Here is a 20,269-nt window from a genome sequence, read left to right on the forward strand (position 1 = left end):
TATCGGGATAAGGCCTGCTGTTTCGGCAACCATGGAAAAAGCGCCAAATGGCGCTTTTTCTTTTATTAGCATCGCACGATGCCGGCGGCTTTGGCGGCCAGGTGTGGCCAAACAAGCACGCCGTTGGGCGCGCCAGTAGGTGAGTGCGAGCGCTTCCATTACAATACGGGCACTTTTCCCGGCCCCCGGCCACGGTCCGGTTCCCTGTCACGGCCCGGCCACCCGATGCGCGGGTGCGGGGCGTTTGTCCAATTCGCTGGCGATTCGCTGTCCGGTCGCCGTCATCGAGATTGCCCATGAAGCTCATTGTCTGGCTGATCCGCGTCATCGTATTCGTGTTGCTGTTGGTGCTGGCGCTTGCCAACACGCAAGGCGTGACACTGAACTTCCTGGCCGGCTATACGTGGAATGCGCCGTTGATCGTGATCGGGCTCGCATTTTTCGTGGTCGGCTTGCTTGCTGGGCTGATGTCGGCGCTGCCGGCGGTCCTCCGGCTGCGGCTCGAAAACGGCCGGCTCAGGCGCGAGCTGAAGACGGCCCGGCAGACGCCGGCGACGGTGGACGAGCCGCCGATGCCGCCGATCATCTGACGCGTCCGGCACGCGCATGCTCAACGAATCACATTCATGGATCTTGATTTTTGGTGGTTGCTCATCATTCCGGTGGCCTTCGGGCTGGGCTGGGTCGCGGCCCGCTATGACCTGAAACACCTGTTGTCCGAGAGCGCGAACTTGCCGCGCTCTTACTTCCGGGGCTTGAATTTCCTGCTCAATGAGCAACCGGATCAAGCCATCGATGCGTTCATCGAAGTGGTGAAGCTAGATCCGGAGACGACCGAGCTTCACTTTGCCCTAGGCAATTTATTTCGTCGGCGCGGCGAGACGGAACGCGCGATCCGGGTTCATCAAAACCTGCTTTCGCGCGAGGACTTGCCAGCCAACGAGCGCGACCATGCGTTGTACGAGCTTGGCCAGGACTTCCTGAAGGCCGGGCTGCTCGATCGGGCGGAAGAGACCTTCCAGCGGTTGCACAGTGGCGGCTACGCACTCGGTGCGTTGCGGGCATTGTTGACCATTTTCGAAATCGAGAAGGACTGGCACAAGGCGATCGAGGCGGCGCAACGGATTGAAGCGATGGGCGTGCCGCCGCTGGACAAGGAGATTTCGCAATTCCACTGCGAGCTTGCGCAGGAAGCGTTGCAGCACAAGCGGATAGACGAGGCACGCAACGCATTGCAGCAGGCGCTGCGGTGCAACCCGCAGAATGTGCGCGCGACGATCCTGAGCGGCGATGTTGAGATGGCGTGTCACGAGCCGACGCGGGCGCTCGAGCATTGGCGACAGGTTGAGCAGCAGAATCCCGCCTACTTGCCACTGGTTGCCGACAAGCTGATGCAAGCGTATGCGGCGACCGGCCAGTCGGCGCAGGGCGCCGCGCTGTTGACGCGCTATGTCGAGGCGTATCCGTCGAACGATCTGCTCGACGCCGCCTACAAGCACATCGCCGAGTTGCGCGGCGCGCAGGCCGCGCATGCGCTGGCGCGTACGCAGATGCAAAAGTCGCCCAACCTGGCGGGCATGACGCGGCTGCTCGAAGCGCAGATCGCGGTGGCCGACGAGCCGCGCAAGAGCGAACTGGAACTGATGCGCACGTTGATCCAGCAGCGCACGAAGAACCTGCCGCGATATACGTGCCAGAATTGCGGTTTCCGGGCGCGGCTATTTTACTGGCAGTGCCCCGGCTGCAGCGGCTGGGAAACCTACGCGCCGCGGCGGGTCGAGCCGATCGCGTCGGCCAACTGACGATGCGCGACACGCCGATTGTAGTCGGCGTGACGGCGCGCGGCCCTGGCAAAAGGACCGTGAACCTCATCGGATTTGAATAAGCATGAAAATCACCATAATCGGCACGGGCTATGTTGGCCTGGTCACTGGCGCATGCCTGGCGGAGCTGGGTAACGATGTGTTCTGCCTGGACGTGGATCCGCGCAAGATCGAGACTTTGAATGGCGGGGGCGTGCCAATCCACGAGCCGGGGCTCAAGGAGCTGATCGATCGCAACCGCGCGGCGGGGCGGTTGCGGTTCTCCACGCAGGTGGAGGCAAGCGTGGCGCACGGGGATGTGCAGTTCATCGCGGTGGGCACGCCGCCGGACGAGGATGGCTCGGCGGACCTCCAGTACGTGCTGGCGGCGGCGCGCAATATTGGCCGGCACATGCAGGGTTTCAAGGTGATCGTGAACAAGTCAACGGTGCCGGTAGGCACGGCCGAGCGGGTAGGGGCGGTGGTGGCCGATGAGTTGGCGCGGCGCGCAGTGGGACACGGTTTCTCGGTGGTGTCGAATCCGGAGTTCTTGAAGGAGGGCGCGGCGGTGGACGATTTCATGCGCCCGGACCGGATCGTGATCGGCAGCGACAAGGACGAGGCCGGCAAGTACGCGCGCGAGCAGATGAAGCGGCTATACAAGCCGTTCAACCGGAACCACGAGCGCACGATGTACATGGACGTTCGCTCGGCGGAGTTCACCAAGTATGCGGCCAATGCAATGCTGGCTACGCGGATCTCGTTCATGAACGAGCTGGCGAACCTGGCGGATCGGGTGGGCGCGGACATCGAGGCAGTGCGCCGGGGGATCGGTTCGGACCCGCGCATCGGTTACAGCTTTCTGTACGCGGGGGCGGGCTACGGTGGCTCGTGCTTTCCGAAGGACGTGCAGGCGCTGATGCGCACGGCGGGCGAGTATGGGTGCCCGCTGCGGATCCTGGAGGCGGTGGAGGCGGTGAATGAAGCGCAAAAGAGTGTGCTGGTGGACAAGATCACGGCGCGGCTGGGACAGGACTTGAGCGGGCGCGCCGTGGCGGTGTGGGGTCTGGCGTTCAAGCCGAATACGGATGACATGCGCGAGGCGCCGAGTCGCACGTTGATCACGGCGCTGCTCAGGCGCGGGGCGACGGTGCGCGCGTACGACCCGGTGGCGGTGCAGGAGGCGCGGCGGGTGTTGGCGCTGGATCTGCGGGATGAGCCACAAGCGCAGGCGCGGCTGTCGTTCGCCAACACGCAAGCCGAGGCGGTGGACGGCGCGCACGCACTGGTGATCATGACCGAGTGGAAAGCGTTTAAGAGCCCGGACTTCAACGCGCTTAAGCGTGCGCTGCAGGCGCCGTTGATATTCGACGGACGCAACCTGTACGAGCCCAATGCAATGGCCGAGCTTGGCATCGAATACCACGCGATTGGTCGCGGTGCGGTACCGGCCAATGCGATGCCCGGCGAGGTGCAGCGTGTCTGATCAGCCGATTTCGCGTTCCACGCTGCATGCCGCGACCGAAGCGGCTACCCACGACGCGGCGCACGCGTCGCAGCAAGTGCCGACCGTGCGGCGGCCACGGCTCGCCGCGTCGCGCGTGCTGGTCGTCGGCGACGTGATGCTGGATCGTTATTGGTTCGGTGATGTCACACGAATCTCGCCGGAGGCGCCGGTGCCCGTTGTCCACGTGCAGCGCACGGAGGATCGTCTGGGCGGTGCCGCGAATGTCGCGCGCAACGTATCGGCGCTTGGCGCCCAGGCGGGGCTACTGTGTGTGGTGGGACACGACGAGCCGGGCGAGCGTATCGTCGAGTTGCTCGGCCAGAGCAGCGTGAACGCCCATCTGGAGCGCGATCCCGCGTTGCCAACGACGATCAAGCTGCGCATCCTGTCGCGCCAGCAACAATTGCTGCGGATCGATTTTGAAAAGACGCCGGCACATGAGGTATTGCTGGCGGGACTGGTGAAGTTCGAGACGCTGCTGCCCGGCCATGACGTCGTGTTGTTGTCCGATTACGCGAAAGGCGGCCTAACCCATGTGACGCGCATGATCGAGACCGCGCGGGCGGCGGGTAAGCCCGTGTTGGTCGATCCGAAGGGGGATGACTGGGAGCGCTACCGCGGTGCTACGCTGATCACGCCGAACCGGGCGGAGTTGACCGAGGTCGTTGGCCGCTGGAAGTCCGAAGCTGACCTGCATGCGCGCGTGGATGCCTTGCGCGCCTCACTGCAGCTTTGTGCATTGCTGCTGACCCGTTCGGAGGAGGGCATGACGCTGTTTACCGATGCCGGCGTACTGCACGAATCGGCGCGCGCACGCGAAGTGTATGATGTGTCGGGCGCGGGCGATACGGTCATCGCGACGCTGGCGGCCATGCTCGGCGCCGGCGTGCCGCTTATCGAGGCGGTTCGCCATGCGAATCGCGCCGCCGGCATCGTGGTCGGCAAGCTCGGTACCGCGACCGTGAGCGACGACGAACTGTTTCCCGACCCGCCGGCATTGGCCTAGTGTACGGCCCATGCCTGACCTAATTCCACGGATACGCAATTTATGACCATCATCGTTACCGGCGCGGCCGGTTTCATTGGCAGCAATATCGTCAAGGGATTGAACGAGCGCGGCGAACGCCGGATCATCGCCGTTGACAATCTGACGCGCGCGGACAAGTTCCGCAACCTCGTCGATTGCGAGATCGATGACTACATCGACAAGCGCGAGTTTGTCGAGCGCTTGCGCCGTCATGACTTCGGCAAGGTGCGTGCGGTATTCCACGAAGGCGCGTGCTCCGACACCATGGAGACGGACGGGCGCTACATGATGGACAACAATTTCACGTACAGCCGCGCGGTGCTGGAGGCTTGCGTCGCGCAGCGTGCACAGTTCCTGTATGCATCGTCTGCAGCGATCTACGGCGGCTCAACGACGTTTGTCGAGGAGCGGGGTGCTGAAAGCCCGTTGAACGTCTACGGCTATTCGAAGTTTCTGTTCGACCAAGTCGTGCGACGCATGCTGCCCGAGGCAGCAAGCCAGATTGTCGGCTTTCGCTATTTCAACGTCTATGGTCCTCGCGAGACGCACAAGGGACGCATGGCGTCGGTGGCGTTCCACAACTTCAACGAGTTCCGTGCGCAACGCCACGTTAAGCTGTTCGGTGAATACAACGGCTATGCGGCCGGCGAGCAGACACGGGATTTCGTGTCTGTCGAGGATGTCGTTAAGGTGAACCTGTTCTTCTTCGATCATCCGGACAAGTCGGGCATTTTCAATCTTGGCACGGGCCGTGCGCAACCGTTCAACGATATCGCGATGACGGTTGTGAACACGTTGCGCGAGCTTGATGGCAAGCCGGCGTTGCCGCTTCCCGAGCTGGTTCAGGATGGCACGATCGAGTACATCGCATTTCCGGACGCGCTGCGCGGCAAGTACCAGTGCTTCACACAGGCCGACCTCACCAAGCTGCGTGCCGCCGGCTATGACGCGCCGTTCCTGACCGTGCAGGAAGGGGTGGCGCGCTACGTGCGCTGGCTGAACGGCTGACTGCGGCGGCACCGTCGTCCTGCGTAGACTGGCATCCTGTGCCGGCGATGTCCGCCGGCACAAGTTCGTTGGGGGATTCGATGGGTACGCTTCTCAATACGCTGAACGCGTCGCGCATGGCGGTGGTGCTGTGGCTGGCCGCGAGCCTGGCTGTGGCGTCGCCCCGCGTGGAGATTAACGCTGCGGATGACGCGATGCTGCAGGCGATCCACGGGATCGGTCCGTCCACTGCGCAGGCAATCATCGAGGCCCGGGACGCGCAGGGTCCGTTTAGCAGTGCGGACGACCTTGTGCGACGCGTCAAGCGCGTGGGGGCGAAGTCGGTGGCGAAGTGGCAGGCACAGGGCCTGATTTTCGATGCCGCGCCGCCGCAGTGGCACTGCGCGCCCGCGAGTGCGGCCGCGCGGTAACCCGCACGGCGGCAACGGGGCGCGAGCGAGCGCACGCGGTTCCGCTTTACAATAAAAAATTGCCACATTCCCGTGCAAGTGCAGCGATGGCTTATAAAACAATTCAAGACACAATCGGCAACACGCCGCTCGTTCAACTGGCCAGGCTGCCTGACGACGATATCCGCAGCCGGGGCAACGTGATTTTGGCCAAGCTTGAGGGAAACAATCCCGCTGGATCGGTGAAGGACCGTGCCGCGCTGTCGATGATCAGCAAGGCTGAGCAACGTGGTCGCATCCAGCCCGGGGATACGCTGATCGAGGCGACTAGTGGCAATACGGGCATCGCGCTGGCGATGGCTGCAGCGATTCGAGGCTACAAGATGGTGCTGTTGATGCCGGAGGATCTGTCGGTCGAGCGCCAGCAGAGCATGGCCGCGTATGGCGCGCAGATCGTGCTGACGCCGGTCAAAGGCGGTATGGAGTATGCACGCGATTTGGCCGAGCAAATGCAGCGCGACGGCAAGGGCGTGATACTCGACCAATTCGCCAACCCGGATAACCCGGTTGCACATTATGAGGGCACCGGGCCGGAGATTTGGCGTGATACCGATGGGCGTGTCACGCATTTCGTCTCGGCCATGGGCACCACCGGCACGATCATGGGTGTGTCGCACTACCTGAAGGAGCAGAACGCGCGCATCGAAATCATCGGTGCGCAACCGGACGAGGGTTCCCGTATCCCGGGCATTCGCAAGTGGCCAAACGCGTATTTGCCGAAGATCTTCGACCGCGCGCGCGTGGACCGCATCGAGCACGTAAGCCAGTCGGCATCGGAGGCGATGGCGCGCCGGATGGCCGCCGTTGAAGGCATTTTCTGCGGCATTTCATCCGGTGGGGCCTGCGAGGTGGCGCTGCGCATCGCGCGGCAAACGCAGAACGCGACCATCGTGTTCTGCGTTTGCGACCGCGGCGACCGGTACCTGTCGACAGGCGTGTTCTCCGTATAGCCGCTACTGCAGCGCGGACGGTGTGGCAAACGCCGCTGGCCGAGGGGTCGTCGCGCAAAGGGCTTGCATCTGCGCCTTGATCCGTTCGCCCAGTTGATACACCGCCAGTGCATAAAAGAAGCTGCGGTTGTAGCGGGTCAACACGTAGAAATTCCTTAACCCGAGCATATACTGCGTGGGTTGTCCAGGGGTGGGCAACTCGACCACGGTCACGGGTGTTCCAGCTTCGCTCGCCGTATCGATGCCGCGTTCATCGAGCAGCATGCCGGCGCGCAACAGTTGTTGCAGCGCCCAACGGGGTTCGGCCTGCCCGTCCGCGGCGGCCTGCGCAATGCCAATGCTGCCGGCATCCGAGCGAATATGCCATACAACCGGCCGGCCGCTTTCCCAGCCGTGCTGTTTCAGATAGTTGGCGACGCTGCCGATGGCATCGGCCGGGCTGTTGCGCAAGTCGATACGGTGATTGCCCTCGTAATCAACCGCGTATCCGATGATGCTGGTCGGCAGGAACTGCGGGATGCCGATCGCGCCCGTATAGGAGCCCAGCACCGTGGTCGGCTCGATGCCGGCACTGCGAGTCCAGACCAGAAAGTCTTCTAGGTTCTTGCGGAACAACGCCATGCGTTGCGTGCGATTGGGTGTGCCCGGATAATCGAACGCGAGGGTGGTCAGCGCATCGAGCACGCGGAAGTTGCCCATGTACCGGCCATACAATGTTTCGACGCCGATGATGCCGACAATCACTTCCGGCGGCACGCCGAATTGTTCGCTGGCCCGTTGTAGCACCGCCGCGTTCTGCTGCCAGAACTTCACCCCCGCGTTGATACGCACCGGTTCAATGAAGCGTGCTTGGTATGCTTGCCAATTCTGGATCGTCGGCGTCGGCGCGGGAAGCACTAGCTTGACTGCGGTTTTCGAATACACGGCCTGGTTGAACAGCGCGTGCAGCGCGTTTGAATCGAAGTCGTATCGGGCGACCATGTCGTTGATGAACGCATCGACATTCGGATTGGCCGCATAGCGCTGCGGCACGATTTCCTCCTCGAACGTCTGACCTGGTGGCACCGGCGCCTCCGGTTGCGCCTGGGCGACGATCATCGGCCGGGAGTCGCTCGGCGCCGCGCTGATCGGCGCGGCGAGCGCTGCACCCTGCGCGGTGGCGAGCCAGAGCAGCAACGCCTGCGGTCCGCGGGTCATCACGCGGCTGGATCTCGATTGAGAACGGGGACAACGGCGGCACATCAGTAGATCGAGCAAGACGGTCATGGCAAGGCGTGGCAAGTAAAGCGGCGAACGAATACGGCAGTGCGTCGGTGTTGTCCAGGCAATGCGCCGATGCGCAAAGGGCGGCACGCCGGTTGGACAGGGTCAACGCAGTATAACCGAGGGTGGTGTGGTAACTTAATCAGAGGGTCGCCGCATGCGGTGGCCGGGACCCACAAGAAGGCGGCGCGTCGCGGGCGCGTTCATGACCCAACCGACCGTATTGCGATGGCAACAGGTTTTTTCACCCACCCGGAGTGTCGGCTGCACGAAATGGGGCAGGGGCATCCGGAATGCCCGGCGCGCTTGTCCGCGATTGAGGATCAGCTGATCGCCAACGGCATCGATCCGCTGATCCAACACGAGTTGGCCCCATTGGCAGACGAAGCGTCGCTTGCGCGGGTCCATACGCGCGCGCACATCGATTTCGTGCGCGACACCGCACCTGAGCAGGGCTATGCGGAAATCGATGCTGATACACAGATGAATCCTCATAGCTGGCGGGCGGCGCTGCGCTCCGCCGGTGCATCGGTGGCGGCCACGGACGCGGTCATGGCGGGCCGCTACGACAATGCCTTTTGCAGTGTGCGCCCGCCCGGCCATCATGCCGAACCGGCTCGGGCAATGGGTTTTTGCTTCTTCAACAATGTCGCGATCGCGGCGCGTCATGCGTTGGACGTGCACGGGCTGGCGCGTGTGGCGATCATCGACTTCGACGTCCATCACGGCAACGGAACCGAAGCTGTATTCGCCGGCGACGAGCGGGTGTTGATGTGTAGCTTCTTCCAGCATCCTTTCTACCCGTTCAGTGGTTTTGACAATCAGGCGCCGAACATGGTGAACCTGCCCCTGCCGGCTCGCACGCGGGGCATGGAGGTACGCGAGGCAATCGACTTAATCTGGCTGCCACGGCTTGATGCGTTCCGACCGCAGATGATATTCGTATCGGCCGGCTTTGACGCGCATCGCGAGGACGAACTTGGCAACATGGGGTTGGTCGAGGATGACTACGCATGGATTACTCGGCAAGTGCGCGATGTCGCCGTGCGTTACGCGCATGGGCGTATCGTCAGTTGCCTGGAGGGCGGCTACAGCTTGTCGGCGCTCGGCCGCAGCGTCGTCGCACATCTGAAAGCGCTGGCCAATCTGTAGCGCCTATCATCCATGGATCGGCGGCATGCGCAGCCATGGACCGTGCCGAGCCTTGCCTCAAGCCAGTCCAGCAGTGACCCGATTACTTGCGCGCGGCTAAGATCATTCCTCATACTACGCGGCCGTAGCGTGACGGATGTCAGTGCACGCGCTTAATTTCTAGAAGTTATAAATGGGCTAGAAACAATTATGCCCAGCTATGTGGCAGTTTGATAGAATCGTCAGTCGAAAAAACGGATCACTGCGGCGGCGGACTGTGGCAACGAGACGGTCGTCCGCCGTTTTTTCATTTGCCATGATCGAACTGCACAATATCTCGCAGCGCTTCCCTGGACCTCGCGGGTGGGTAGAGGCGCTGCACAACGTTACGCTCACGGTGCCGCCGCGCCAAGTGTTCGGCATCATCGGACGCAGCGGCGCGGGCAAGAGTACGCTGGTGCGCACCATCAACCTGCTGACGCGACCCAGCGAGGGCCGCGTGATCGTCGACGGTCGCGACTTGACTGCGTTGCCTGCCGATGGCCTGCGCGCGGCACGGCGTGAAATCGGCATGATCTTCCAGCATTTCAACCTGCTGTCCTCGCGCACAGTCTATGACAACGTCGCGTTACCGCTGGAGTTGGCGGGGAAGCGGCGCATGGAGATCGACAAGGTCGTGTTGCCGTTGCTGGAGTTGGTCGGATTGTCCGCGCAGCGGGACCGGTACCCGGCGCAGATCAGCGGTGGGCAGAAGCAACGTGTTGGTATTGCGCGGGCGTTGGCGAGCCGGCCAAAGGTGTTGCTGTCGGACGAGGCGACGTCGGCGCTGGACCCGGAAACCACACGCTCGATATTGGAACTGCTGCGCCAGATCAATCGGGAGTTGGGGTTGACGATCGTGCTGATCACTCACCAGATGGATGTGATCAAGCAAGTGGCCGATCGCGTCGCGGTACTCGACGCGGGGCGCTTGGTCGAGCAGGGCAACGTGATTGACGTCTTTCTGAAGCCGCACCACGAAGTCACGCGCGCGTTGATCGGCGACGTGATCGCGCAGGAACTGCCGCCTGCGCTCAAGGCTAGGGTCCAGCAGCGGCTGGAGGCGGGGCGCGACCATTTGTTAAGGCTCGCGTTCTCGGGCCGCGGCGTCGAGCAGCCGGTGTTGTCTGAGACGATTCGGCGATATGCGCTCGATTTCAGCATTCTGCATGGCCAGATCGACGAGATCCAAGGTCAGACGTTCGGCTCGCTTGCCGTGCTTGCCAGCGGCGAGCCCGGCAATGTCGGAAAGGCGATAGCTTTTCTGCGCGAGCAAGGTGTCATCGTTGAGGAGCTGAGCTATGTGGAGTGAGATGTTCGACATGTTCGTGCAGTCGTTCTGGGAAACGCTAATCATGGTCGGCATTTCCGGGGTGATCGGCGGCGCGATCGGCCTGCCGCTCGGCGTGCTGCTGCACTTGAGCGAGCGTGGCGGCGTGCTGCAAAACGTGCTCCTCAATCGTGTGCTGGGCATGACGATCAACGCGGTGCGCTCCACGCCCTTTATTATCCTGCTGGTGGCAGTTATTCCGTTCACCCGCCTGGTGGTCGGCTCGTCGATCGGCACCGTCGCCGCCGTTGTGCCGCTGACGATCGCCGCCGCACCGTTCGTTGCGCGCTTGGTCGAGACCGCGCTGCGCGAGGTGGATCGTGGCCTGATAGAAGCCGCACAGGCGATGGGGGCGACTACCTCGCAGGTTGTGTTCAAGGTCCTATTGCCCGAGGCCTGGCCCGGTATCGTCGCGGGCTTGACGTTGACGTTCGTATCGCTGGTTGGCTACTCGGCGATGGCGGGGGCGATCGGCGGTGGAGGCCTGGGCGACCTGGGCATCCGCTATGGCTATCAGCGTTTCCTGCCCGAAGTCATGTTCGCCGTGGTGCTCGTGCTGATCGTCTTCGTGCAGTTGGTGCAGTCCTTTGGCGATTATCTGGTGCGCCGGCTTAGCCACAAATAGCGGTACGGCGCACAAGCGTGGCGGCGCGGCCAGCACGCGCCGCCACGGGGTGAGAAGTCCCATACTGACTTAGAGAAAAGGGAAATCGATGCAACGCCGTTTCATGATCAAGTTGGTTGCGGCACTGGGGAGCGCAGCGCTCTTCATGGGTGCCGCGCGCGCACAAGACCGGATCAAGGTGGGCGTGACCGGCGGCCCGCACGCGCAAATCCTCGAGGTCGTGAAGAAGGTCGCAGCCAGGAGCGGGCTGAATCTTCAGATCGTTGAATTTTCCGACTACGTGCAGCCCAATGCCGCCCTCGCCGCCGGCGACCTCGACGCGAACAGCTACCAGCATCAGCCCTATCTCGACGCGCAGGTCAAGGATCGCGGCTACAAGATCGTCAAGGTCGCCGATACGGTGATGTTCCCGATGGGCATCTACTCGAAAAAGGTCAAGTCGCTGAAGGATTTGCCCAGTGGCGCGCGGATTGCGATGCCGAATGACCCGACCAATGGTGGGCGGGCGCTGCTGTTGTTGCAAAAGCTCGGCACGTTGAAGCTGCGCGCGGACGCGGGGCTGAAGGCCACGCCGCTGGACATCGTCGAGAACCCGAAAAAGGTTAAGCTTATCGAATTGGATGCGGCGCAGATCCCGCGCTCGCTGGCCGATGTCGATGCGGCCGCGATCAATACGAATTTCGCGTTGGAGGCAGGCCTGCAGCCCAGGCGGGATGCGATCGCGCTCGAAGACGCGAATGGTCCATACGCGAACATCCTCGCGGTGCGCCAGGCTGATCGCGACAAGCCATGGGTCGCGAAGCTGGTTGCTGCGTACCATTCGCCGGAAGTCAAACAGTACATTGATAGCCAATACGGCGGTGCCGTAGCGGCCGGGTGGTGATCCCATTGGGGAACGCCCGTCGTTGGCCTACGCGTGTAGCAACGGCGACTACGGCTGCGGCTGGGTCGGGGCTGTGGTTGGGTCAGGGCTGCGGCTGGGTCGGGACTGTGGCTGCCTTGGGGCTGCGGTTGCCGCTGGTGCCGCGGTGAATCCGCACTGGCCTGTTGTGGCTGACATGATCGGGCGTTTGGATTAGAGCTTTGTGTCAGGCTGGCGGCTTCTCGCCGGTCTTTTTTGTTATTAAAATAGAACGACCGTTCTTTAAAAGTGCGGTGATGGGCGCGTGTGAGGCGCATTGCCGCATGGCCCCAATCCTCGGAAAGCCTGATGTGTCGGGATTCGCACGACCGTCCGTCGTTATAATGGCCGTTAATGGATTGCCGTATTCGTAACTTTGGAGCGTGGAATGAAAGTTCTTGTGCCGGTCAAGAGAGTGGTCGACTACAACGTGAAGGTCCGCGTGAAATCGGACGGCACGGGCGTGGATGTGGCGAATGTGAAGATGTCGATGAACCCGTTTGACGAGATCGCGGTGGAAGAGGCGGTGCGGTTGAAGGAAGCGGGCGTGGCCACGGAAGTGATTGCCGTATCGGCGGGGGCGGTGGCGTGCCAGGAGACGCTGCGCACCGCGCTGGCGATCGGCGCGGACCGGGCGATCCTGATTGAAGCCCAAGAGGAGTTGCAGCCGCTGGCGGTTGCCAAGCTGCTCAACGCGCTGGTCGCGCGGGAGCAGCCGCAACTCGTGATCCTTGGTAAGCAGGCGATCGACGACGACTCGAATCAAACCGGGCAAATGCTGGCCGCGCTGGCCGGCTGGCCGCAAGCCACGTTTGCCTCGAAGGTGACGGTCGAAGGCGGCCGCGCCACGGTGGCGCGTGAAGTGGACGGCGGCGCCGAGACGCTGTCATTGACGCTGCCGGCGGTGGTGACCACCGACCTGCGGCTGAACGAGCCGCGCTATGTGACGTTGCCCAACATCATGAAGGCGAAGAAAAAGCCGCTGGAGACCGTGACGCCGCAGGCCCTGAGCGTGGACGTGGCGCCGCGGCTCAAGACGCTGAAGGTGGCCGAGCCGCCCAAACGCAGCGCGGGCGTGAAGGTGCCGGATGTCGCCACGCTGGTCGACAAGCTCAAGGGCGAAGCAAAAGTACTGTAACGGACAACGCGCAAAGAGGCAGACATGGCGATACTGGTCATTGCAGAACACGACAACGCGGCGCTCAAGGCAGCGACGCTAAACACGGTAGCGGCCGCGCAGCAATTGGGCGGCGAAATCCACATACTAGTGGCGGGGCACAATGCACGCGGCGCAGCCGACGCGGCGGCCAGGGTGGCCGGGGTCGCGAAGGTGCTGTTGGCCGATGCGCCGCAGCTCGGCGAAGGATTGGCGGAGAACGTCGAGGCGACGGCGCTGGCGATCGCGCGCGAATATACGCACATCGTGTTGCCGGCGACCGCATACGGCAAGAACGTGGCGCCTCGTCTTGCCGCCAAGCTGGACGTTGCCCAACTGAGCGACATCACGGCCGTGGTGAGCGCGGACACGTTCGAGCGGCCGATCTATGCGGGCAACGCGATCGCAACGGTGCAGTCGGTGGATCCGATCAAGGTCATCACGGTACGGGGCACGGCGTTCGATCCGGTCGCTGCCGACGGCGGCAGCGCGCCGGTGCAGGCGATCGACGCGGCGCCGGCGGCGCCCGGTGTAAGCTTTGTGGGCCGTGAGTTGACTAAGCTGGAGCGCCCGGAATTAACCAGCGCGCAGATCATCGTGTCGGGCGGACGGGGGCTGGGCAGCGGCGAACACTATACGCAGGTGCTCGGGCCGCTGGCCGACAAGCTCGGCGCTGCGCTGGGCGCCTCGCGCGCGGCAGTCGATGCGGGATACGTACCGAACGACTACCAGGTGGGGCAGACCGGCAAGATCGTTGCGCCGCAGCTGTACATTGCGGTAGGGATTTCCGGGGCAATCCAACACGTGGCCGGCATGAAGGACAGCAAGGTCATCGTGGCGATCAACAAGGATCCGGAGGCGCCGATTTTCAGCATCGCCGACTACGGCCTGGTAGGCGATCTGTTCACGCTGGTGCCGGAACTGGTCAACGCGTTATAAGCGGTTGACACGTCGCGTGATGCGCGCGACGGATCTTGGCAGAAAGGGCGTATCGTGCGCCTCTTAGTTGTCTTTGCACTGCCATACGACGAGACGGCACTTCGACTAAGCGGGGCAGCGATGCGTTATGTGCCACCCGTCAATGACAGGTGGCTTGTGATCGATCGATGGCGCCGGCTCTGCACGCTCACGCGCCGGCGTAGGCGGGGCGGCGCGAGCCGGCCCCGTCGGCGAGATAGCGATGCACGGACAGGTCGTCGGCCTGGATCGCGGGTCGCTTGCCGGACATCAGATCGGCGAGCAATTGCCCCGATCCGCACGACATGGTCCAGCCGAGCGTGCCGTGGCCGGTATTGAGGAACAAGTTGGGCACCGGCGTGCGGCCGACGATCGGTGTGCCGTCGGGGGTCATCGGCCGCAAGCCGGTCCAAAAGCTGGCCTGCACCGTGTCGCCGCCCCCCGGGAACAGGTCGTTGACGCACCTCTCGAGCGTGCGGCGGCGCGCTTCGCGCAGCGACGTATCGAAACCGACGACTTCGGCCATGCCGCCAACGCGGATCCGGTCATCGAACCGGGTGATGGCAACCTTGTACGTCTCGTCCAGCACAGTTGATACCGGCGCACGGGCAGCGTCGACGATCGGTGCAGTGATTGAATAGCCTTTGAGCGGATAAACCGGGATCTTGACGATGCCGGCCAGCAGGCGGGTCGAATACGCGCCCAGTGCGACCACGTAGGCGTCGGCGCGCAGCAGCTCGGAACCGCATTGCACGCCAGTGATCCGGCCGCCGGCGATCGCGAGCGAGTCGATTGGCGTGTCGAACCGGAATTGCACGCCCAGCGACATGGCCAATTGCGCTAGTCGCGTCGTGAAAAGCTGGCAATCGCCGGTTTCGTCGTTAGGCAGCCGCAATCCGCCGGTCAACGTGTGCGCGATGCGCTGCAGCGCTGGTTCGGCCTGGCTCAGTTCGGCGCTCGACAACAGTTCATATGGAACGCCTGCGTCCTCGAGTACCGCGATGTCCTTCGCGGCACCGTCCAACTGCGCCTGTGTGCGAAACACCTGCAGCGTGCCGCCTTGGCGCCCTTCATACGCGATGCCGGTCTGCGCGCGCAGCGCTTGCAGGCAGTCGCGGCTGTACTCGGCCAGTCGCACCATCCGGCTCTTATTGGTCGCGTACCGGCTGGCGGTACAGTTCTGCAGCATGTGCCACATCCATTTGAGCTGGAATGTGCTGCCATCAAGTCGAATGGCTAGTGGCGCGTGCTGCTGAAACATCCATTTGAGCGCCTTCAGCGGCACACCCGGCGCTGCCCACGGCGCGGCATAGCCCGGCGAGATCTGGCCAGCGTTGGCGAAGCTGGTCTCCAGGGCGGGGCCCGACTCGCGCTCGAGCACGGTGACTTCATGGCCTGCCCGCGCCAGGTAATAGGCGCTTGCCACGCCAACCACGCCGCTGCCCAGGACGATGACACGCATGCGATGCTCCGATTCGCTTGTATCCCGACTCAGTACTGCAAGTCGGCAGATTGGTAGTAAACGCGCCTATCCTATTGCGAGCTATCCAGGTATTGTTATTGTATTTTTACGATATTTAGTAAAAAATCATGAGAACGCAAAGGCAGCCCGTGCGGGCGCTCGACAAGCTCGACCACAAGATATTGAATCTATTGCAGTCCGATGGACGCATGGCGATGAAGGATCTTGCCGAGCGTGTCGGATTGTCGATTACGCCGTGTATCGAGCGCGTCAGGCGCATGGAGCGCGACGGTGTGATCACCGGCTACTATGCCCGGGTGGATCCGGCTAAGCTTGGCGCCGGCCTGCTCGTCTTCGTCGAGATCACGCTGGATCACAAAAACGGCAACATGTTCGGCCAGTTCCGACGCGAGGTCGAGCGCATTACGCAGGTATTGGAGTGCCACCTGGTCTCCGGCGAGTTCGACTATTTGATCAAGGCGCGCATCGGTGAGATGTCCGACTATCGGAAGTTACTCGGTGACATCCTGCTCCAATTGCCCGGGGCGGTGCAGTCCAAGAGCTATGTCGTGATGGAGGAAATCAAGGAGACGTTGACGGTTGCGGCGGGTGAATGATACTGTATTTTTATACAGTACTGAGTCGCATGAACCGATGGAATCGCCTGCTGATGACGCGTGTCCAGTGGTGCCACTGCTGCCACGTAAAGGTCGCGGTGCCATCACGAACCTGCCTGGCCGCTACGAGGTGGACGAGCGGCAACCGATTGACGACGGCTGGCTGCACGTGGCCGCCGATCGCGACGGCGACGGCATCGCACCCTTGAAGACGCGCGTGTTCAACGAGCGGGCAAAGCGCATTCTGACGCGCAATGCATCGCCCGATATTCCATTCAGCGTATCGCTGAACCCATACCGAGGCTGCGAGCACGGCTGCATCTATTGCTTCGCGCGGCCCACGCACAGCTACCTCGGGTTGTCGCCCGGCCTGGATTTCGAGAGCCGTATCTACGCGAAAGTCAACGCGCCCGAGTTATTGCACGCCGAACTGGCCAAGCCATCCTATATGCCCGAGCCGATCGCGCTGGGCGTTAGCACGGACGCCTATCAGCCGGTCGAACGGGATCTGCGGATCACCCGTCGCGTGCTCGATGTCTTGGACAGACATCGGCATGCGGTGGCGGCGATCACGAAGTCATCGCTGATCGAACGCGATATCGATCTGCTCGCGCCGATGGCGCACCGTGGTCAGGCGTTGGTCGCGATAACGGTCACCACGTTGGATGCCAACGTCGCGCGCACGCTCGAGCCGCGGGCCGCGACGCCGTTGCGCCGGCTGCGCACGATCCGGGTGCTGGCCGATGCGGGTATTCCGGTAGGAGTGAGCATCGCGCCGGTCATTCCGTTCATCACCGAGCCGGATTTGGAGCGGGTGCTTGACGCTTGCGCGCAGGCGGGGGCGAGCAGCGCGTCTTATATCGTCTTGAGGCTGCCGTGGGAAGTTGCACCGCTGTTCAAGCAATGGCTCGATGTGCATTTCCCTGGCCGGGCCGAGCGCGTGATGAACCGGATTCGCGAGATGCGCGGCGGCAACGACTATGACGCGTCGTTCGGCACGCGGATGAAGGGCCAGGGGGCGTGGGCTGAGCTGCTCAAGCAGCGTTTTGAACGGGCGGCGCGCAAGCTGGGGCTTGCCGGGCGTCAGCACGGGATATTGGACATGTCCGCGTTCGCGCCGCCCGCGGCGCGGACTGCCCGCCGTCACGTCGCCAAGCCCGCGGTCGGTCTTTGCAGCGATGCCCAGATGAGCCTGTTTGACTGATTTGACTGATCGCGGTGCCGTCATGAGTGGCACCGCGATCAACCGATCAACCGATCACGTCGAGGCCCACACGGCTCAACGGTTGAACCGTTGCCTCGAAGTAGGTCTGGAACGCTAGCGCCAGCGCGCCCATCAGCAACATCGCGCCGATGAACAGCGACAGGATCACAACAAACACGACACCCCAGCCGGAATGGCTCCGGCGGTCGCCGTGCGGGTTGAAATGGGTGTCCCACTTATCGTCCGGCCGCAGGCCATAGACGATTGCGGCGAGGAACGCAGCCAGCAGCGAGATGGCACCGGGCACCGATAGCCACCACCCGGCGACTGACGTTCGCTGCGTCGCGACGAGCCATTGCACGCCGACGACGCCGAGCGCCGTCGCGGCAATATGCAAGTACGCTAGCGCGTCGCGTGGGCCATATAGATAGAACCGGTGTGCGCCGAGTGAACCGAGCACGAACGCGGCAAGGGCGGCGCGGGTCTTAGACTTGAACCGGGTTGGCGGGGCCGGCGGCACGCAGCCGTCGGAGCGCAGGCGGGAAGAGGCGGACATGGCGGGCAAGGAATACGATGACAGGGTCGATATTGTACGTCGCGCCGTCAGTGCTTCGCGTAGGTGACGCGATAGATGGCACTGGCACCGTCGAGCGTTACCTGCGCGACGCGGTGGCCGACCTTGGTGCTGTGGCTCCACGAACCGCGCTTGGCAATGAAGAGAAGATGGTGTGATGATATTGCGGCGGGAGCATCGGTTCATCGTGGCGACCAGTGCATCTCGATTGCGGTCGGGCGCGTAAATGGTTGTACGGTGCGTCGATTGGCACCCGGATCGCGTTCACGGGCAGCGTCGCGGCAAGGCGGCACGCAAGCATGTCGGCCACCAGCGCCGTCACCGACACGGTAAGTATTTGTTGGAGCGCTATTTTCAGGTTATAATCGCGCGTTTCGGCAGATCGAAAACCCGGGTGTTGCTGGTCAATACCCAGGCTATTTAGGTAAGGACACAGCATGGTCATCATCCGCTTGGCTCGTGGCGGCTCGAAGAAGCGCCCGTTCTACAATATCGTTGCAACCGATTCGCGCAATCGCCGCGACGGCCGTTTCATTGAGCGCGTCGGTTTCTACAATCCGGTTGCGACAAAGGGCGAATCGCTGCGCATCGTGCAAGACCGCCTGACGTACTGGCAAGGCGTCGGCGCGCAGCTGTCGCCGACCGTGGCTCGCCTGGTCAAGCAGGCGCAAGCTGCGCAACCGTCCGCGTAACCCGTTGCATGCAGGCCGGCATTTGCCGAGTGCGGTATCGCGGCATCTGCCGGAGTCCTGTGCGCGAGTGGTCAAACGCTGGGGGATGAGCAGATGGCAACCCGTGTATCGTCGCCACCCCGGCCTGTGTCGTTTGGCCATTTTGTGCGTCGTCCAGTGAAGGCGGGCGGCCGTGCGGGCTCGCCCGAGTCCGGCGTCGAGAGCGTGGCGTCGTTGCCGGACGATGCGATCGAGGTCGGTGCGGTCGTCGATGCCTACGGCGTCAAGGGCTGGTTGAAGATCACGCCGCATGCCGGCGTCGGTTCGAGTGGCGGTGCGCTGCTGCGCGCAAGATCCTGGTGGCTCGTCAAGGGCGGCGTGTGCCGTGCGGCGCAGGTCGTGTCGAGCAAGGCGCATAGCGCTACCGTGGTCGCGCAACTTGCCGGGTGCGCGGACCGCGATCAGGCCTTTGCGCTGCGCGGCGCCACGGTGCACGTGCGCCGCGCGGATTTTCCGGCGCTCGAGCGTGACGAGTACTACTGGGTTGATTTGATCGGCTTGGCGGTCGTCAATGAGTTCGGTGACGCGCTGGGCCAGGTCGTGGCCCTGATGGATAACGGCGCGCACTCAATCCTGCGTGTGGAGTACGACGAGGTCGGGCGGGACGGGCGCATCAAGAAGGCGCAGCGGCTGATTCCGTTTGTCGACGCTTACGTGAAAACGGTCGAGCCGTCGGACCGCCGCATCGTGGTCGACTGGGGAATGGACTATTGATGGCGCGCGCGATGCAATTCGATGTCATCACGCTATTCCCGGAAATGTTTGGCGCCCTGACCGACTGGGGGATTACCAGCCGGGCCGCCAAGCAACAGCGTTATACGTTGCGCACGTGGAATCCTCGCGACTTCACGACGGACAACTACCGGACGATCGATGATCGTCCGTACGGTGGTGGTCCAGGCATGGTAATGCTGGCCCGGCCGCTTGCCGACGCGATCGCCGCCGCCCGGAAGGCGCAATATGCGGGTGAGGCCGGGTCACTGCCGCATCGCGCGCGCGTCGTGCTGATGTCGCCGCAAGGCCGGCCGCTGGATCACGCCAAGGTGATCGAGTATGCGGCGCTGCCTGGGTTGATCGTGTTGTGCGGCCGATACGAGGCGATCGACCAGCGGCTGATTGATCGCGAGGTGGACGACGAAGTGAGCCTCGGCGATTTCGTGCTGTCGGGTGGTGAGTTGCCTGCGATGGCACTGATGGACGCGGTGATTCGGCAGTTGCCCGGCGTATTGAACGATGCGCAGTCGGCTGTGCAGGACAGCTTCGTCGATGGGCTGCTCGACTGTCCGCATTACACGCGCCCGGAGGAGTATGACGGCGTGCGGGTGCCGGACGTGCTGCTCGGCGGGCATCATGCACAGATTGAGCAGTGGCGGCGTCGCGAGGCGCTGCGCAATACATGGGTCAAGCGCCCCGATCTGATCGAGCGCGCCCGGCGTAACAAGATGTTGAGCCGTGCCGATGAGGCATGGCTCGCAACCCTCGTGGCATCGGAGCATTGATGGCCGGTGTGCGAGGGCAAGGCGGTGGCCGGAGCCG

At 63.1% G+C, this 20,269-nt stretch carries 22 protein-coding genes; 18 read left to right on the plus strand and 4 right to left on the minus strand.

What is annotated here, in order from left to right:
* Positions 1-296 precede the first annotated feature (296 nt).
* The 7 genes from RBRH_RS02980 to cysM all read left to right on the plus strand — a co-directional run bounded on the left by RBRH_RS02980 (position 297) and on the right by cysM (position 6,743).
* A complete protein-coding gene (locus tag RBRH_RS02980; protein WP_041753133.1) occupies positions 297-590 on the plus strand; it encodes a LapA family protein in 294 nt (97 codons plus the stop codon).
* Between the two features lie 36 nt (positions 591-626).
* Positions 627-1,802 carry a lipopolysaccharide assembly protein LapB gene (lapB, locus tag RBRH_RS02985; RefSeq protein ID WP_013434470.1) on the plus strand — a complete coding sequence of 392 codons (1,176 nt, stop codon included), beginning with the start codon at positions 627-629 and terminating at the stop codon, positions 1,800-1,802.
* An 85-nt stretch (positions 1,803-1,887) separates the two neighbouring features.
* On the plus strand, positions 1,888-3,288 hold the full coding sequence (locus tag RBRH_RS02990; RefSeq protein ID WP_013434471.1) for a UDP-glucose dehydrogenase family protein: 1,401 nt from the start codon (positions 1,888-1,890) through the stop codon (positions 3,286-3,288).
* A complete protein-coding gene (gene rfaE1, locus RBRH_RS02995; RefSeq protein ID WP_083813422.1) occupies positions 3,257-4,315 on the plus strand; it encodes a D-glycero-beta-D-manno-heptose-7-phosphate kinase in 1,059 nt (352 codons plus the stop codon). The genes RBRH_RS02990 and rfaE1 overlap by 32 nt, the downstream gene beginning before the upstream one ends.
* 42 nt (positions 4,316-4,357) lie before the next feature.
* On the plus strand, positions 4,358-5,344 hold the full coding sequence (gene rfaD / locus RBRH_RS03000) for an ADP-glyceromanno-heptose 6-epimerase (RefSeq protein ID WP_013434473.1): 987 nt from the start codon (positions 4,358-4,360) through the stop codon (positions 5,342-5,344).
* 80 nt (positions 5,345-5,424) lie between these two features.
* Entirely contained in the window at positions 5,425-5,754 is a 330-nt protein-coding gene (locus tag RBRH_RS03005; RefSeq protein WP_049786348.1) for a ComEA family DNA-binding protein, read from the plus strand.
* A gap of 86 nt (positions 5,755-5,840) precedes the next feature.
* Positions 5,841-6,743 (plus strand): cysteine synthase CysM, encoded by a 903-nt coding sequence (gene cysM / locus RBRH_RS03010; protein WP_041754087.1) that lies wholly within the window; start codon positions 5,841-5,843, stop codon positions 6,741-6,743.
* Positions 6,744-6,746: 3 nt separating this feature from the next.
* Here cysM and mltB read toward each other — a convergent pair whose 3' ends face one another.
* Positions 6,747-7,940, minus strand: coding sequence for a lytic murein transglycosylase B (gene mltB, locus RBRH_RS03015; protein WP_049786349.1), 1,194 nt, complete (start codon positions 7,938-7,940; stop codon positions 6,747-6,749).
* Positions 7,941-8,234: 294 nt separating this feature from the next.
* Here mltB and RBRH_RS03020 point away from each other — a divergent pair, with 294 nt between their 5' ends.
* The 6 genes from RBRH_RS03020 to RBRH_RS03045 all read left to right on the plus strand — a co-directional run bounded on the left by RBRH_RS03020 (position 8,235) and on the right by RBRH_RS03045 (position 14,127).
* Positions 8,235-9,158, plus strand: a complete 924-nt coding sequence (locus RBRH_RS03020) for a histone deacetylase family protein (protein ID WP_041753134.1) — start codon at positions 8,235-8,237, stop codon at positions 9,156-9,158.
* Between the two features lie 295 nt (positions 9,159-9,453).
* Positions 9,454-10,488: a methionine ABC transporter ATP-binding protein gene (locus RBRH_RS03025; RefSeq protein WP_041753135.1), complete on the plus strand. Its 1,035-nt coding sequence runs from the start codon at positions 9,454-9,456 to the stop codon at positions 10,486-10,488.
* The gene (locus tag RBRH_RS03030) at positions 10,478-11,131 is read left to right on the plus strand and encodes a methionine ABC transporter permease (protein WP_013434479.1); all 654 of its coding nucleotides are present in this window, start codon (positions 10,478-10,480) and stop codon (positions 11,129-11,131) included. The genes RBRH_RS03025 and RBRH_RS03030 overlap by 11 nt, the downstream gene beginning before the upstream one ends.
* An 88-nt stretch (positions 11,132-11,219) precedes the next feature.
* Complete coding sequence (locus RBRH_RS03035) at positions 11,220-12,014, plus strand: MetQ/NlpA family ABC transporter substrate-binding protein (protein WP_013434480.1); 795 nt, start codon at positions 11,220-11,222, stop codon at positions 12,012-12,014.
* Between the two features lie 406 nt (positions 12,015-12,420).
* Positions 12,421-13,170: an electron transfer flavoprotein subunit beta/FixA family protein gene (locus tag RBRH_RS03040; protein WP_041753137.1), complete on the plus strand. Its 750-nt coding sequence runs from the start codon at positions 12,421-12,423 to the stop codon at positions 13,168-13,170.
* A 24-nt stretch (positions 13,171-13,194) separates the two neighbouring features.
* Positions 13,195-14,127, plus strand: coding sequence for an electron transfer flavoprotein subunit alpha/FixB family protein (locus RBRH_RS03045; RefSeq protein WP_013434482.1), 933 nt, complete (start codon positions 13,195-13,197; stop codon positions 14,125-14,127).
* 187 nt (positions 14,128-14,314) lie between these two features.
* Here RBRH_RS03045 and RBRH_RS03050 read toward each other — a convergent pair whose 3' ends face one another.
* A complete protein-coding gene (locus RBRH_RS03050) occupies positions 14,315-15,607 on the minus strand; it encodes a D-amino acid dehydrogenase (RefSeq protein ID WP_041753138.1) in 1,293 nt (430 codons plus the stop codon).
* A gap of 128 nt (positions 15,608-15,735) precedes the next feature.
* Between RBRH_RS03050 and RBRH_RS03055 the strand changes: the two genes are divergently transcribed.
* Positions 15,736-16,224, plus strand: a complete 489-nt coding sequence (locus tag RBRH_RS03055) for a winged helix-turn-helix transcriptional regulator (protein ID WP_013434485.1) — start codon at positions 15,736-15,738, stop codon at positions 16,222-16,224.
* Positions 16,225-16,261: 37 nt separating this feature from the next.
* The gene (locus tag RBRH_RS03060; RefSeq protein WP_041753139.1) at positions 16,262-17,428 is read left to right on the plus strand and encodes a PA0069 family radical SAM protein; all 1,167 of its coding nucleotides are present in this window, start codon (positions 16,262-16,264) and stop codon (positions 17,426-17,428) included.
* Positions 17,429-17,474: 46 nt separating this feature from the next.
* Here RBRH_RS03060 and RBRH_RS03065 read toward each other — a convergent pair whose 3' ends face one another.
* Both RBRH_RS03065 and RBRH_RS18610 read right to left on the minus strand, forming a co-directional pair.
* Positions 17,475-17,984 (minus strand): NINE protein, encoded by a 510-nt coding sequence (locus RBRH_RS03065; RefSeq protein ID WP_041753140.1) that lies wholly within the window; start codon positions 17,982-17,984, stop codon positions 17,475-17,477.
* Between the two features lie 97 nt (positions 17,985-18,081).
* Positions 18,082-18,450 carry a hypothetical protein gene (locus RBRH_RS18610; RefSeq protein ID WP_013434488.1) on the minus strand — a complete coding sequence of 123 codons (369 nt, stop codon included), beginning with the start codon at positions 18,448-18,450 and terminating at the stop codon, positions 18,082-18,084.
* Here RBRH_RS18610 and rpsP point away from each other — a divergent pair.
* The 3 genes from rpsP to trmD all read left to right on the plus strand — a co-directional run bounded on the left by rpsP (position 18,440) and on the right by trmD (position 20,232).
* Positions 18,440-18,694 carry a 30S ribosomal protein S16 gene (rpsP, locus tag RBRH_RS03075; RefSeq protein WP_013434489.1) on the plus strand — a complete coding sequence of 85 codons (255 nt, stop codon included), beginning with the start codon at positions 18,440-18,442 and terminating at the stop codon, positions 18,692-18,694. The genes RBRH_RS18610 and rpsP overlap by 11 nt on opposite strands.
* 93 nt (positions 18,695-18,787) lie before the next feature.
* The gene (rimM, locus tag RBRH_RS03080; RefSeq protein WP_013434490.1) at positions 18,788-19,447 is read left to right on the plus strand and encodes a ribosome maturation factor RimM; all 660 of its coding nucleotides are present in this window, start codon (positions 18,788-18,790) and stop codon (positions 19,445-19,447) included.
* A gap of 11 nt (positions 19,448-19,458) precedes the next feature.
* Complete coding sequence (trmD, locus tag RBRH_RS03085; protein WP_041754088.1) at positions 19,459-20,232, plus strand: tRNA (guanosine(37)-N1)-methyltransferase TrmD; 774 nt, start codon at positions 19,459-19,461, stop codon at positions 20,230-20,232.
* Positions 20,233-20,269 lie beyond the last annotated feature (37 nt).

The organism is Mycetohabitans rhizoxinica HKI 454 (assembly GCF_000198775.1).
GTDB classification, from domain to species: domain Bacteria; phylum Pseudomonadota; class Gammaproteobacteria; order Burkholderiales; family Burkholderiaceae; genus Mycetohabitans; species Mycetohabitans rhizoxinica.